This window comes from Pseudoalteromonas sp. NJ631 (assembly GCF_000276645.1).
In the GTDB taxonomy this organism is placed as follows: Bacteria; Pseudomonadota; Gammaproteobacteria; order Enterobacterales; family Alteromonadaceae; genus Pseudoalteromonas; species Pseudoalteromonas piscicida.
The window spans coordinates 23,291-37,357 of record NZ_AKXJ01000016.1 but is presented as its reverse complement, the minus strand read 5'-3'; the positions used below and the strand labels follow the sequence as shown (position 1 = coordinate 37,357).

At 41.6% G+C, this 14,067-nt stretch carries 11 protein-coding genes; 4 read left to right on the top strand and 7 right to left on the bottom strand.

The genetic code is table 11. From position 1 onward, the window contains the following. The 5 genes from A587_RS0119995 to A587_RS0119975 all read right to left on the bottom strand — a co-directional run bounded on the left by A587_RS0119995 (nt 1) and on the right by A587_RS0119975 (nt 5,004). Nucleotides 1–567 carry a Maf family protein gene (locus A587_RS0119995; RefSeq protein WP_017219037.1) on the bottom strand — a complete coding sequence of 189 codons (567 nt, stop codon included), beginning with the start codon at nt 565–567 and terminating at the stop codon, nt 1–3. Then, nucleotides 567–1,046 (bottom strand): rod shape-determining protein MreD, encoded by a 480-nt coding sequence (gene mreD / locus A587_RS0119990; RefSeq protein WP_010376646.1) that lies wholly within the window; start codon nt 1,044–1,046, stop codon nt 567–569. The genes A587_RS0119995 and mreD overlap by 1 nt, the downstream gene beginning before the upstream one ends. Then, nucleotides 1,039–1,881 carry a rod shape-determining protein MreC gene (gene mreC, locus A587_RS0119985; RefSeq protein WP_010376644.1) on the bottom strand — a complete coding sequence of 281 codons (843 nt, stop codon included), beginning with the start codon at nt 1,879–1,881 and terminating at the stop codon, nt 1,039–1,041. The genes mreD and mreC overlap by 8 nt, the downstream gene beginning before the upstream one ends. Beyond that, nucleotides 1,881–2,924 (bottom strand): rod shape-determining protein, encoded by a 1,044-nt coding sequence (locus A587_RS0119980; RefSeq protein WP_010376642.1) that lies wholly within the window; start codon nt 2,922–2,924, stop codon nt 1,881–1,883. The genes mreC and A587_RS0119980 overlap by 1 nt, the downstream gene beginning before the upstream one ends. Before the next feature lie 67 nt (nt 2,925–2,991). Then, a complete protein-coding gene (locus A587_RS0119975; protein WP_017219036.1) occupies nt 2,992–5,004 on the bottom strand; it encodes an SUMF1/EgtB/PvdO family nonheme iron enzyme in 2,013 nt (670 codons plus the stop codon). Nucleotides 5,005–5,303: 299 nt separating this feature from the next. Between A587_RS0119975 and A587_RS0119970 the strand changes: the two genes are divergently transcribed. Continuing rightward, nucleotides 5,304–6,209 (top strand): 1-aminocyclopropane-1-carboxylate deaminase/D-cysteine desulfhydrase, encoded by a 906-nt coding sequence (locus A587_RS0119970; RefSeq protein WP_017219035.1) that lies wholly within the window; start codon nt 5,304–5,306, stop codon nt 6,207–6,209. A gap of 27 nt (nt 6,210–6,236) precedes the next feature. On the opposite strand, the gene A587_RS0119965 is transcribed toward A587_RS0119970, so the two are convergent. Beyond that, complete coding sequence (locus A587_RS0119965) at nt 6,237–7,823, bottom strand: EAL domain-containing protein (RefSeq protein ID WP_017219034.1); 1,587 nt, start codon at nt 7,821–7,823, stop codon at nt 6,237–6,239. Between the two features lie 896 nt (nt 7,824–8,719). Here A587_RS0119965 and A587_RS0119950 point away from each other — a divergent pair. Beyond that, nucleotides 8,720–9,052, top strand: coding sequence for a hypothetical protein (locus A587_RS0119950; RefSeq protein ID WP_157234688.1), 333 nt, complete (start codon nt 8,720–8,722; stop codon nt 9,050–9,052). Nucleotides 9,053–9,178: 126 nt separating this feature from the next. Here the strand turns inward: A587_RS0119950 and A587_RS0119945 are convergent, their stop codons facing one another. Next, a complete protein-coding gene (locus A587_RS0119945) occupies nt 9,179–10,132 on the bottom strand; it encodes a pyridoxal-phosphate dependent enzyme (protein WP_017219031.1) in 954 nt (317 codons plus the stop codon). A 109-nt stretch (nt 10,133–10,241) separates the two neighbouring features. Here A587_RS0119945 and A587_RS24245 point away from each other — a divergent pair, with 109 nt between their 5' ends. Next, complete coding sequence (locus A587_RS24245) at nt 10,242–13,166, top strand: SUMF1/EgtB/PvdO family nonheme iron enzyme (protein ID WP_017219030.1); 2,925 nt, start codon at nt 10,242–10,244, stop codon at nt 13,164–13,166. After that, nucleotides 13,108–14,067: an ornithine cyclodeaminase family protein gene (locus A587_RS0119935; RefSeq protein ID WP_017219029.1), complete on the top strand. Its 960-nt coding sequence runs from the start codon at nt 13,108–13,110 to the stop codon at nt 14,065–14,067. Before A587_RS24245 ends, A587_RS0119935 begins: the two co-directional genes overlap by 59 nt.

Sequence of the window (14,067 nt, the reverse complement as noted above, 5' to 3'; positions counted from 1 at the left end):
TTATTTTAAAAACCGTTGAATTAATTCGTCTGTCTCATATAAAGGTAAGCCGACAACTGCAAAATAGCTACCTTGGATCTCAGTTACAAAGCGTCCACCTACCCCTTGGATCCCGTAGCCACCCGCTTTATCTTGTGGCTCGTTGGTGTCCCAGTAGGCATCAATTTCAGTTTCGCTGAGCGCTTTAAAAGTCACATTGGTCACAATCACATTGCTCAGTACTTTGCTTGTATCTGCAAGTGCAATCGCAGTCATTACCTGATGTGTATTACCAGAAAGGCGCTGCATCATCGCTTTGAAATCCGCTTTATCACGAGGCTTACCAAGCGCTTCTCCGTCAATGACAACCACAGTGTCACTGCCAAGAACCGGCTTGTCGGTATACCCTAGCGCCACACCTGATTGCGCTTTTAAACACGCCAAACGCTCCACAAGCTGTAATGCGGTTTCATCGTCTAGCGGACTTTCATCTGCATCAACACTAAATTGCTCGAACGAATAGCCAAGCTGAGAAAGTAGCGCTTTGCGACGCGGAGAAGCCGAAGCTAAATATAAAGAAATAGACATTATCTGATCCTAAACTGTCTACGATATTTTCTCAGCAGTGGGAATATCCACAGCCAGCACACCATGCCCGTAACTGCAGGCCAGAGATAATGCGGGTTAAAGTAGATATCAAGCAAGAAATGATTAAGCCAAAATTGTAACAAATGATAGAGCGCGAGAAATAGCCCGATCAGCACTGCTTGCTGCCAGATGGAGAAATTACGAATTTTCTGAAAGTTGCTGGCGGTAATATAAATACAAATGGAATAGGTCAATGAGTTCACCCCGAGTGGCGCGCCCATCGCTAAATCTATTATCAGGCCAGTCATCCAAGCCCAACCAATATTCACACGGTGAGGAACGGCCAAAGACCAGTACATCAGCACCAATAATACCCAGTCAGGACGAAATGGTTCAAGTGAAAAAGGCAATGGCATAAGTGCCATGATTAACGCAACAAAGACACTTAATGCAATCAATAAGTTGCTATGTTTACTCATGATTAATTGCCTCTTGGCTACGTTTACCTAACACCACGAGTAAGCGAATGCGATCTAGTTGTGCAATCGGCTCTGCCTGTACTTGTGCAAATGGTAGGCCTTCGTCTCTGTCTATCTCAGTAACTACAGCCACCGGATAGCCTTCAGGGAAAGTACCACCAAGCCCGGAAGTGACCAACACATCGCCAATGCGAATATCCATGCTATGCGGTACATGAGCAAGACGAACATTATTGATTTTACCCGTCCCCTCTACCACAGTGCGAACGTCATTACGCAATATTCTGACCGGTGTCGCATGGGTGGTATCTGTCATAAGCAGCACTCTTGAGGTCGTTGTACCGACTTGAGTTAGCTGCCCAACAATACCCATTTCGTCAATAACAGCCTGCCCTTCGCTGATCCCATCAATAGTACCGCGATTAATCACCACCTGATGACTATAAGGGTTCGAATGAACAGACAACACTTGAGATATTAAACGTTGATTGGTTTCCCTAGCTGACGCACCTAATAAGGCGCGCAATTCTTGATTTTCTTTTTGCAAAAACTGAAGCTGCTGTAATTGCTCACTCTGTATTAATTGTTTTTCTCTGAGTGCTTGGTTTTCTTGTTGCAGCTTTTCTCTGGTATTGAGACTTTTCAGGCCCAAGTTGAACGCTTCATAGGGAATGTTAGCGACGTACAGTAGCGGACTAACCAAAGTGTTTAAGCTGGTTCGCACCATAGTCCCACCAACCGTATAACGGTCACCAATGATCAGAATAATACTAAGCACAACTGCGACAGTAAGTCGCAGTTGTAAAGGTACGGTTCGGCCAAATAATAAATTCATCAGTCGTAACTAAATACGTCACCACCGTGCATGTCTATCATCTCTAACGCTTTACCACCACCTCTTGCCACACAAGTTAATGGATCATCGGCAACCACCACTGGAATACCAGTTTCTTCCATCAACAATCGATCTAAGTCTTTGAGTAATGCGCCACCACCTGTTAATACCATGCCGTGGGCAGAAATATCAGAGGCAAGCTCTGGTGGCGACTGCTCTAGCGCAACCATTACTGCACTTACAATCCCCATCAAAGGTTCTTGTAACGCTTCTAGGATTTCATGCGAATTGAGTGTGAAAGAGCGTGGTACCCCTTCAGCTAAGTTACGGCCGCGAACCTCAATCTCAATCGGCGTTTCGCTCTTAAAAGCAGAGCCAATTTCATGTTTGATATGCTCAGCCGTCGCTTCACCAATTAGGCTTCCGAAATTGCGACGTACATAGTTAATAATCGCTTCATCAAACTTATCACCACCGATACGTACTGAAGACGAATAAACAACACCATTTAGTGAGATAATCGCCACTTCCGTCGTACCACCACCGATATCAACAACCATTGAACCCGTTGCTTCAGATACTGGTAGACCAGCACCAATTGCAGCAGCCATTGGCTCTTCAATTAAGTACACTTCACGCGCACCGGCACCCATTGCGGATTCACGGATAGCACGCTTTTCAACTTGCGTTGCGCCACAAGGTACGCAAATAAGTACACGAGGGCTCGGACGCATAAAGTTATTATTGTGCACCTGTTTAATAAAGTGCTGTAACATTTTTTCTGTTACATAGAAGTCTGCAATCACCCCATCTTTCATCGGGCGAATAGCTTTGATGTTACCCGGCGTTCGACCTAGCATTTGCTTAGCCGCAGTACCCACTGATGCAACGCTTTTTGGGCCACCTGCTCGCTCCTGACGAATCGCCACCACCGATGGCTCATTCAGTACGATGCCTTCTTCTTTTACATAAATAAGTGTGTTTGCCGTCCCTAAATCGATAGAGAGATCGTTAGAAAATAATCCGCGTAATTTTTTAAACATGAGGCTGGGTGACCTTTCAGAATTCTGTCAAACAAAGCAGCATCACCTGCTGCTCTTAATTTACTACTTATCGCTCTCGAACAAGTCGAAAACCTATATAATTCGCTCTAAAATCTGGCGCTAACGCTAAGCGAGTTGACACTCGAGCCAAACTCGGCGCGAAGTTCCATGCACCGCCACGCACTGTAACATCGCTCTGAGAAGCACGCTTTTGCGTCCACTCCCAGACGTTTCCTACAGTATCATATAAGCCATAGCTATTCGGTGAAAATTGGGCAACTGGTGAAGGACTTTTATTAGACCACTCACTGCCACACCAACCACAATTAGCTAGGTTTCTTCCGATTTCATTACCCCATGGGTACTCAGATGCAGTGCCTGCACGCGCCGCATATTCCCATTCAACTTCATTGGGTAATCTAAATTGTTGTCCTTTTTCGCCAGATAACCAGTTGGCATACGCTTTGGCATCATCATAAGCAACACAAACAACGGGAAAATTATCTGATTGCTCGTAACCTGGGTTTTCCCAATTATATTCAAGCTCCCAAACCGGTTCGCCATTTTTATAGTATGCGCAGCCTTTACCTTGTTCGGCTAAGGTTTTATATCCAGTGCTTTGTGCAAAACGGCGAAAAGCCGCCACTGTAACCTCTGTGCTCTGCATGGCATATGAATGACTCAACACTTTTTCAACAATGGGACGCTCATTTGGTAAACCATTACCCGTCAGGTCGCCCATTTTAAAAGTGCCTGCGGGGATAATAGCTAGCTCATTTTCGGTGGTTGCTACGGCGACCACTTGCACTTGTTGCGCTTCAGGCTCAGGCTTTTTCGTTACAACAGACGTTACCGATTGGCGTTTCTTCACCAATTTCGCATTAATGGTTTGTGCCGCTCGTAGGTTAATGCGTGCTTTATAAGGTTCATAACCTAATTTACGGATCTCAACATCATAAAATCCGGCAGGAATTGCTACTGTCGTTTTTGTCGCGCCGTAGCTGACTCCATTAATAAATACTTCGTCGTCGTAAACATTTGATCTTAAAGTTAACTCGACTGTTTTATCAGCCGTTTGTGACTTTTTTACAAGAGGGGTCTCCACGACTGGCTGCTTTGTAATAGTCGCAACTTCAACCGGATCACTTTGCTCGTCCGAAAAAGTCAGTTGATTATCACTGTAGACGGTCGAGTAGTTCGACTGGTAATTTACGGCAAGTGGAGTGCCATACTCAGCACAATAACGATTGTCTAAGCTCAACAGGTTACATAAGCGGCTGCTATTTACATCACCACGCATCGTTACGCTGAGATTAACGTTGTAGTTGCCTTGTCCACTAAATCCACTATTTACAACATGGCTGCTCACCACTTGAACCTGCGCGCCAGCCATATTGCGTTTTGGCTCGACAACACGGCTCTCGGTTAGGTTTGCAAAAATCTGATCAATAAAGCGCTTAGTTGCTTTTTGAAGCCCCATTTGCTGACCACGCTGTTCACAAGCCGCCAAGGTTTCTGTGCGCTTACAGTTAATCGTGTGGTCTACCTCTAGCGTACCTTCACGAGTAAACTCATTACGCAGTCGCTCTACTCGCGCGGTGCCAAGCTGATCTTTTAAGTTTTCAAGCGTATTTACTAAGGTGTGCTTAGTTACACGGACCTGCTCAATATCTTTACGCTGTGATGCAATCGCCGCAATCTGCATCGCAATGTCTTCTTTATTCTGCTTGTGATCTGCCACTGCTTGCTGATAACGCGTTTGCGCAGAAGAAATATCAATGGAAGGATCATCAATTAGCCGACGATACAACTCATTCATTGCATCTAAGGCCTGATTTTTTTCTTTGTCTAACTCACCTGAACGTTTTCTCAATAACTCAAGTTGAGACTGCAGACGCGTTTCCTCAGCTAGGTGTTTTTCTAAAACGACCGAGTATCTGTCTAATTCGCTTTGCTTATTAGACAATTCAGACTCGATGGCAGTGACCGTCGCAGTATCTTGCGCCATAGCGCTTTGAGCAACAGTACCCATGGCCAGGATCGAGGCCGAGACAATAAAAGTTAAAGGAGCAATTCGCATATGTTCCATTCCCAACAGCGGCAATTGTTTGGTCTTGTTATTTCTTATAGTTAGGGCTCTATGCTATGTACTTACAAAGTAAAACACAAGCTTTGCACAATTAATATCTGAGTTTACAACTATTAACCAGCGTCTTGCCAGTTTTTAGCTGAGATTTTGTCTATTTTTCTCTAACATCTCGATGTGTTACTCATTCGAGTCCAAAATAGCAGATAGGTAATCAAGGATGTATGATAACCTCTGGAGTGAAACGCTCGGGTTATTTATTATAGTGTGCAAAATATCAGACTGATTTCATCATGCAAACCATCACCAATATCGCCGAGTCACCAATCCAAACTATTCACCACCCGACATTGGATAAATACGGTTTAACGTTGCAGGTTAAACGTGATGATTTGCTCCATCCTGTGATCCAAGGAAACAAATGGCGTAAACTAAAATACAACATACTCCACCTAAAGCAAGCTGGCCTTGAAGAGTTAGTCACTTTTGGCGGGGCGTTTTCCAATCACTTATATGCTACTAGCATGGCGTGCAAACTTTTCGCAATCAAAGGTCACTTAATTGTTAGAGGCCCAGAGATTGACCGGCACAACCCAACACTAAAAATGGCAAGCGCTTGCGGGCTAACACTTCATCCCGTGAGTCGAGTCGAATATCGGCAAAGAAATCAACCCGAATACATTCAAACTCTGCAAGCCAAGTTTAATAATGCTTATCTCATACCAGAAGGCGGCACTAATGCACTTGCACTCCAAGGCCTTGAAGAGCTAGCGCATTCCTTGCCTCAAAGTGATTATGTCATGACGGCTGTGGGTAGTGGCGGCACAGTGGCAGGACTAATCTCGGGATTGCCTAACCACACGCAGGTTTTAGGCGTTACGGTACTAAAAGGTGCTGAATACCTAGCACAGGAAATACATGAATTAATCACAATTCAGCGCTGCGCGCCATGGCAGCTACTCCATGATTTTCACCACGGAGGTTACGCCAAGACTACACCTGAATTGCTGAGGTTTTGTCATGAAATGAAGGTAAAATATCGTTTGCCTCTTGAGCCTATTTACACTGGTAAACTGTTTTACGCCATTTTCACATTGGCTCAACAAGGATACTTCAAAAGAGGCAGTGTGATCACCGCAATCCATACTGGCGGTTTACAAGGATTAGATGGTTTGAGATATCTGGCAAATAAAAAGTAGACCTAATCAGCTTATGCGGTTAGCGTTTTAGTGAATATCAGCGAGCTGTTGTAATGGTGCGGAGAAATAATGCCCTTGCGCGCCTTTCACTCCAAGCCCTTTGATGCAACTCAATTCAGCAACGGTTTCAACCCCCACGGCATACACGGGAATACCCAAGCTTCTCGCTTGAGCGACTATTTGCTTTACTGTGCGTTTACGATATGCAGACTTTTCAATGCCATGTACTAGCTCATAGCTAAGCTTGACAGCTTTTACCAACTCGGCAAGCGGTGAGCGCCCTAGCGTCAGAGCCTGCGTAACGTTATCCAAATAAATATCGCACCCAAGTCGGTTCAACCTATCAAAAACTGCTAGCAAACGCTCTCCATGTTGATAGACCTCTTCTATGCTAAGTTCAAACCCTATTGCCGCACCACTATGAGACGCAATGAGCTGCCCCTCTAGCCAATCAATAAACTGACTATCCACCCAACTCGAAATATGTAAGTTAATACTTACCTTACCAAAACTCCTTTCCTGCTCATAAACAGACAACACCTGCTTAACTATCGCTCTATCCAGAAACTGAAATTGCTCTGGAGTATAAAGGTGTTGCATCACCTGCTTGGCCGAAATTCGCCCCATTTCTTTGTGAGTCACTCTGAGTAGCGCTTCGCTTACAATTACGTCTTCGGCTAAAAAGTCGAACAACGGCTGGAAGAATAAGGAAAACTGTCCGGCTTTCAGATAACTCAGCAAAGCTTCACCGTCTTCGTTAAGGCGTTTTGCCAATAACTCTGTGAGATGAACTAGATGAATATGTTGCCACACTTGATTTTGCGCAATTGAGAGCGCTGATTTTGCGCTTTGATAAACCTGTGTCTGTTGTTTATTTTCCTGATAAAAACACGCGCCAAGCTTCACTTTGCTGCGAGATAAATCCCCCCGAAACTCTAGCAGTACTCGATAAACGATTTCGTGCATTTGCTTTGCCAAATCCATACCTTTAGTCGCCCCTATCTGCTTTACTGTCACGGCCAATGCCCCTGAAGCTAGATATTTAACTGCCACCGTCCCAAACTCTCCAACGCCTTTAACTAGCGCAAGCTGAAAATGTAACTGCAGATCAACTTCTTTAGGTGTACTGCACTTCCAATGGATTAACGCAAATAATGCATACTGCCCTTCAGAAGCAGGGGCTGGCAAAGCCACAGGCTTTTGCGCATTTGAGGTAGACTCAGTCATACCGTATAAAAACCACCATCGATGTACGAATAATACGAGCCCAATCGACAACAAATTGAAAAATATCAATATATATCCATGACTTATCCATATGGATTCATGGTACAAGGTAACCGTTTGGTCATTGACAACAAATTGATGTTCTTCTGCATTCGCCACAGGTAACAACGAAAAACCATACTTCGTAGCTATTTCACTTACTCCTGCAGCAAAAGCTTCCGATGATAACTGAGAAATTTCAGTCGCGGCTTCTTCGCCTTGCGTGTGAACCTGAAGGTGCAGTAAATGATTAAGAAGGAAATTTAGACACAACAACACCGCCAAACTTACCGCGACTAGCTTTTTTTGGTACTGACGACTAAATCCATCTAACAGCTGAGTTGGCATAATGTTTTTATTGGGTGGAAAGATAACTGAAGTGTTGTTCAAAATAGTGCAAAACTCAAGCTGGGTAAGGCTTTTATTGACATAGAAAAGTTAAGCGCCTGAGCATAAACTAGAAATGATTAAGATTTTTCGATCCATAGACTTGTCGATTAGCTTTTATACCAATGAGGCAAACCAAATGGAGTACTAAAAGCAACAACCTCAGCATATGGCAAAAAGATTGATTATTAAACCCTTATTCAGAGCGACCATCTAAAAATAATTAAATAAATTCAGGAGTCGTACAGTACGAAAACCCTTTATCAATAGTGACTTTAGCGAGATTCTTTTAGGCAATGGCGTCCACCTTATGAAATCGAATCCCCAATGAAAACAACCTATATTTGTTCTGTGTAAGAAAATTGATCGCATTCTGACCGGCAAACCTAAACAACTGACACTGAAATAGGAATTTCTATTCCCCAATCGACCAATTGAGCGGTGTGTTTTAAATTTGAATACTTTTTATAACCATCCCCCAGTCCGTTAATCACTTTATCACTGAGTAGAACTTTTCTGACAGCGTGAAAATTTGTTTTTCGATTTATCTTGCTCAAAAGGCGCATATTTAACACACTCTAAAGTGTCTAATATATCGCTTTGAAACTCAACTGAGCAGTTAAGCTCCTACCTTACCTATGCCTTCAAATGCCTTTTCAGTGCTAACAAGAACTGCAAGGCCAGCATAGTTATCTGCCATCACACATTTCAGTGTCAGCACCTTAAAGCGCCCAAGGCAGAGCTTATCTTTGGTTAATGGTAGTTAACAAAGTATGCTCTCACTCTGTGGACAGTTATCAACTCCCATTTCCATTCTTAATGAAGAAGAGTTGGCAATTTCTAGACTCGGTGGCAGTATGAATCGCTTACAGAAGGGTATCGACTCATTAAGTGGTAGCTTACTTATTAATACCTTAGGAAATGATGAAAACGGATATGATGATCCTGAGACTCACTATTCAACATTGAAGGAATCACTTGAAGAATTTAAAAGCGAATTTACAAGTGATCATGTGTTTGTTCAGTTTATCGATGATAATCTTACTGCTATAGATGAGCATATTGAAATGCTAAATGAACTTCACTCTGTGGATGGAGGGGAAGAGCTGGAAGACTTAATTAAGATTGACAAAGATTCAGCAGTGAATTCATCTTTAGGACGCTCAATATTTGATGATGTTGACAAATAAATAAAAACATCCTCGATAAAAGTTCATCAGCCAATATACGATAGTAAAATTTAAGAATTTATTAGCATTTCATAGCCAGCTAAAAACCCCAAAAATTACTTTTTAGTGCCTGTGACCGCACAGATTTCAACCGAATTTAAAATATTGTCTATGATCCATATTACTACCGCAAAGAACTACAACAGACAATTCCCCTTGCGGTATATTACTCTTTTCCTTTATGTAACCCGCATATGCCAGTGCCGCTGCTCCTTCAACTAATAGATTTTCTTGTAAAGCCAGCTTTTTATATGCAGTTAATATTTCTTTTTCTGAGCAAACAACTGATTTGTCAATCACTTCTTCGCAGATTCTAAGAGTCATAGTATCACTATCAATGTTGCCCGCTACTCCTTCCGCGATGGTCAGTTGTTGTTTAACATTGACAACTCTTTTCTCCAAAAGGCTATTATACAGTACACATGAGTTTTTAGCAGACACAGCCCACAGTTTAGTATTGAATTGAGCATTTTTTAAAATAGCCCCTACTCCAGAAGCCATTCCCCCTCCACCAACAGATAAGAAAACATTTAGTTTCTGGTTGGGTTTTATACTCTCGATTAATTCCAACGCAATAGTTGCTTGACCTGATATGATGTCAATATCATTATACGGGGAAACATAACAACCTTTTAAATTTTTGGCTAAATTTCTTGCATGTTGTTCAGCCTCTCCTGCTTCTCTACCATGTTTTTCTATAGACACCTTTAGTTCCTTTAGTAATCTAATTTTGCTAGCAGAAACGTTTTGCGGCAAGATAACATTCAATTTCAAATCAGTCCAAATGGCTGCTTGCGCACAAGCAATTCCATGATTGCCTGAAGACGCGGTATAGATATGATCGGCACCTTGTTGTTTTGCTAATAGAAGTTTGTTAGTCGCGCCTCTTATCTTGAACGAACCTGTTTCTTGAAGATTCTCACATTTAAACAGAAGTTGACTATCTACTTTCGATTCAATTAAGGGTGACGAATTTACCCAAGGTCTTATTCTCCCTGCTGCTTCCACAGTTTTTTTTACAATACAATCAATAATTTCCATAAACTTATTGCATATTATTTAAACACAATATATCGTAATATTTATTGAGGATGATTGAAAGTTTACTATAAGAATTTAAGCTATTAACTGCTAAATAGGGATAATTGAGTTGTTAGATTTTATCATAGCATTTTGGGAGCCAACATTCACTAAAGCCCTTAGCTGGACCAAAGAAAATATCTGGGCGATTATTTCAGGGACTGTACTAACTATTGGTTCATTATGGGGAATGCTTTTTGGAGGAAATCGAAATTTACTAGATATTCTAGGTAAATCGTCATTGAAGTTAAGTTCTACGAAAACGACAAGTTCAATGGAGCATCTTATCAACGATAGGTTCCGTGAAATTTCGCTCCTTTCGCATACTAAAATGAGATTTGGCGATCCAACTGTAAGTATTTACGACGTGGATGCCACAAACCAAATAGGTTTATTGAAAATTACAGATGTTTATACTCCGCTTTCAGTAGCTACTGAATTTGTTTCTAGTGATACCCCTCAAGTTGTTAATAAACCGGTACAAAATCGAGTTCCTATAGTAGAAGCTTTGGAGCTACCTGAATCTAATAGAGCTCTTGTTTTAGGGGATCCCGGAGCTGGTAAAAGCACCTTAATAGACGTCATAGTTTGTAAGTTAGCTAAGTCAAATTCTTTAGAAATTCCGATCCATGTTCGCCTTTCAGAGTTGTCTCCAAGAGAAGATTTAACATTTTGGCACGCTGTTGACGAAATTCAGTCATTAACTCAAAATGGAGAATTTGCGGAATCTGAAATTATTTCTAAACTTTCTGAAGCTCTGTCTAAAGGACAGGCAATCATACTTTTTGACGGTATAGACGAACTATCAGAAAAAAATACCGGTGGAGTAATTCAAACAATCAGGCATGCAGAACAAAAATTTCCTCATTGTCAAATTATTGCTACTTGCAGGACTACAGATTATCAAAATCTAGATCCCCAATTTAAATTAAATTTTTCAATACTACGGCTATTGCCTTTTGATCTCTCTGACATAATTGATTACGTAGACAGATGGTATTCTGTGCTGGAGCAAATAGATTTCCTAGTTGAAGTTAATAGTAGAAAAAGAGATCTTCAAGATACCCTAAGAAATTCTAGCGAATTAACACAATTGGGGGCAACACCTCTATTACTAACTTTAATGGTCTTGGTGCACACTACGAGTGGCGGACTGCCGAAATCTCGTGCCCTTTTATATAGTGAGACTTTGAAGCACCTTTTAGCTGAAAGTCCTCTATGGAGAAGGAAATATGGTGCTAGTGCGCTTGCTTTATCCGACTTACTGCCTGTAATTGAAAGGTTAGGTTTTGAAATCCATAAGCTAGAAGTGGAAAGCGACGAACCTGTAGTTGGGCTTAGCTTATCTCAAATTCACGATATCATAACAGATCACTTTGCCATAAATCATGATGTAGGAACGGCACAATACAAGCAAGTAAGAAGAAAGATAGAGTTAGTAAGAGAGAGAGTTGAGAATTCAAATGGGCTGTTAGTTGAAACGCGCAGAGGACATTTGGGTTTTAGTCATAGATCTCTTCAGGAGTTTGCGGCTGGAAAGCATTTTCTGAATCAAAGTAGCCCAGAGTTAATTAAGAGTCTGGCTACTTCTGCTCATTGGAGAGAACCATTAATTCTAATGGCAGGATATGGAGGGAGAGAAGCTAATGCATTATTTTTTATATCTAAAGTCATTGAAGAGTTAACACTAACAGCTGTTTCTGGTGCTAAACGTGATCGCCAATTAGCAATTCTATCGGGAGAAATGTTAGCTGAGATTGGCAAAGATACGTTAATAGCTAGGGGGCAGAGTTGGATAATTGACGATCTAAGTAAGCGCAATGACGAACGACTTTCAATTTGGACTCACGTTGTCGAGTTTTTAACTGATGCACAAGGAGCAAGGGATGTTGAAATTCGCGAGAGAATTACTATCTTACGTGTATTAGGGCGATTAGGAGACAAACGGTTTGTTGATTACCGAGGAAATTCTATACCAATTCAATCTAGGCTCTCATACTTTCCACCGACTTCTATTGAAATAGGAGATAAAAGTCCAAATAGACCTAAGCCTAAAAGCAAGTTGGTAGAAACTACACCTATTAGAAAGTACGTTTTTGATCAAGGCTTCCATGTAGTTAAATACCCCATCACCAACATTGAGTATGCTCAATTCATAGAAAACGGTGGTTATGAAGACTATAAGTACTGGTGTGAAGACGGAAGAAAGTGGTTAAAAGGGGAGCATGATTTTAGAGGTTTGTTGCAAACTAAAACTAAAGAATGGGTTACGAGAGATTTCGGACCAGAGCTAGCTTCAGGAAAATACCGAATGGAAGATATCCTTAGAGAGTCTGATGCAATGACCAGACCAAGAAAGGAACCGTTTTTTTGGAGAAACGAACGCTATAACCAAAGTAATCAGCCTGTAGTAGGTATAAATTTATGGGAAGCAAAGGCCTATTGTTTTTGGTTACAGGAACACCTCAAAGAACTGGGAAAAATTAGTTCTAATACTGTAATTCGGCTTCCACTGGAAAGAGAATGGGAAAGAGCTGCCAGAGGCTCTGTAGGAGGAACGGTTTACCCATGGGGCGATGAACCTCCAACAGCTGAACATGCACACACACGCAGAAACGGATTGGATCTTGACTATGCAACTCCTGTAGGTTCTTTTTCAAAGGGCCGAACCAATTTTGATCTATACGATATGGCGGGGAATGTCTGGGAGTGGACAATTAGTAGGGCTGTCCAACCCTTGGAAGAAGAAGATTACATTAGAGATAACATGCATGGCATAGTTGACGTTGTTGTAAGAGGCGGTTCTTGGTTTTCCGATGAACCCGAATCCATTCGTTGTGGATATAGGGGAATTGATTTACCGCAGAATGTATATTACGACGTTGGCTTCAGGCCATTCGTTTTTAATCATGGTCAAAATACTGGAGCGCAAGAAAATGAAAGAAATGAAAATATTAAACGAAACGGAAGTGCAAGAAGCCTTAGACCGAACTAAAGTACGAAGGGCTTTAAGAAGCGCTTTTGAAGGATTGTCAACCGGGTCAACTGTACAGCCAGCACAAACTCTAACGCTTTTTCCAAAAGATGAAGGTGACTGTATATTTTATCCCGGAGTTATTTACGATTTAGATTTGATTGGAGTGAAAGTTTCACCTTATATCAGTGCACTTGAACGAGACGGGAAGTACCCAGTTACGGCCTATACTCTGCTCATGTCAGCGTCATCAGGACAACCAATTTTACTATGTGATTCATATGCATTAACGACATGTCGAACCGCTGCCACAACTGCACTTGCATTGGAGTTTTTAACTCCGCCAAATTCTAAAAAATTAGCCTTAATAGGCACCGGCAAGGTTGCTTTGGAGCACTTGTCCTATGTCGCTGAACAGCATGATTGGAATGAAATTTCAGTTTGGTCTCCTTCTTTAAATGAAGATGCTGTGAAAGAAAAAGATATTTTGAAAAAAATTCAGGCTATTTCAAGTGTCGCGGGAATTTCGGAGTCTGCTGAAGACGCGGTAAAAAGTGCAAATGTAGTTATGCTTTGTACTTCTTCCGGTTCCAAAGTAATAGAAACTAAATGGTTATCTGATAATGTTGTTGTAACTTCAATAAGTACAAACGTTCAGCGGGCTCATGAGATAGATCCTAAATCATTATCAGAATTTACCGTTTTTTGTGATTATAAAGAAACGGCCCCAATAACGGCCGGTGAAATGGTCATTGCCATAGAAGATGGTTACTGGGACGCTTCTCAGATATCAGGAGATCTTAATGACCTAATAACTGGTAACGTTCTACCACCTCAAAACGGTAAAGTATTTTTCAGGTCAACTGGATTAGGTATTGAAGATCTTGCTATCGCAAGTTTATTAACTGCTACAAGCAATTAG

What these genes read in the sequence shown, in the direction of transcription:
- A587_RS0119995 (WP_017219037.1), bottom strand. Translation starts at nt 567, where the DNA reads ATGTCTATTTCTTTATATTTAGCTTCGGCTTCTCCGCGTCGCAAAGCG.
- mreD (WP_010376646.1), bottom strand. Translation starts at nt 1,046, where the DNA reads ATGAGTAAACATAGCAACTTATTGATTGCATTAAGTGTCTTTGTTGCG.
- mreC (WP_010376644.1), bottom strand. Translation starts at nt 1,881, where the DNA reads ATGAATTTATTATTTGGCCGAACCGTACCTTTACAACTGCGACTTACT.
- A587_RS0119980 (WP_010376642.1), bottom strand. Translation starts at nt 2,924, where the DNA reads ATGTTTAAAAAATTACGCGGATTATTTTCTAACGATCTCTCTATCGAT.
- A587_RS0119975 (WP_017219036.1), bottom strand. Translation starts at nt 5,004, where the DNA reads ATGCGAATTGCTCCTTTAACTTTTATTGTCTCGGCCTCGATCCTGGCC.
- A587_RS0119970 (WP_017219035.1), top strand. Translation starts at nt 5,304, where the DNA reads ATGCAAACCATCACCAATATCGCCGAGTCACCAATCCAAACTATTCAC.
- A587_RS0119965 (WP_017219034.1), bottom strand. Translation starts at nt 7,823, where the DNA reads ATGCCAACTCAGCTGTTAGATGGATTTAGTCGTCAGTACCAAAAAAAG.
- A587_RS0119950 (WP_157234688.1), top strand. Translation starts at nt 8,720, where the DNA reads ATGAATCGCTTACAGAAGGGTATCGACTCATTAAGTGGTAGCTTACTT.
- A587_RS0119945 (WP_017219031.1), bottom strand. Translation starts at nt 10,132, where the DNA reads ATGGAAATTATTGATTGTATTGTAAAAAAAACTGTGGAAGCAGCAGGG.
- A587_RS0119935 (WP_017219029.1), top strand. Translation starts at nt 13,108, where the DNA reads ATGAAAGAAATGAAAATATTAAACGAAACGGAAGTGCAAGAAGCCTTA.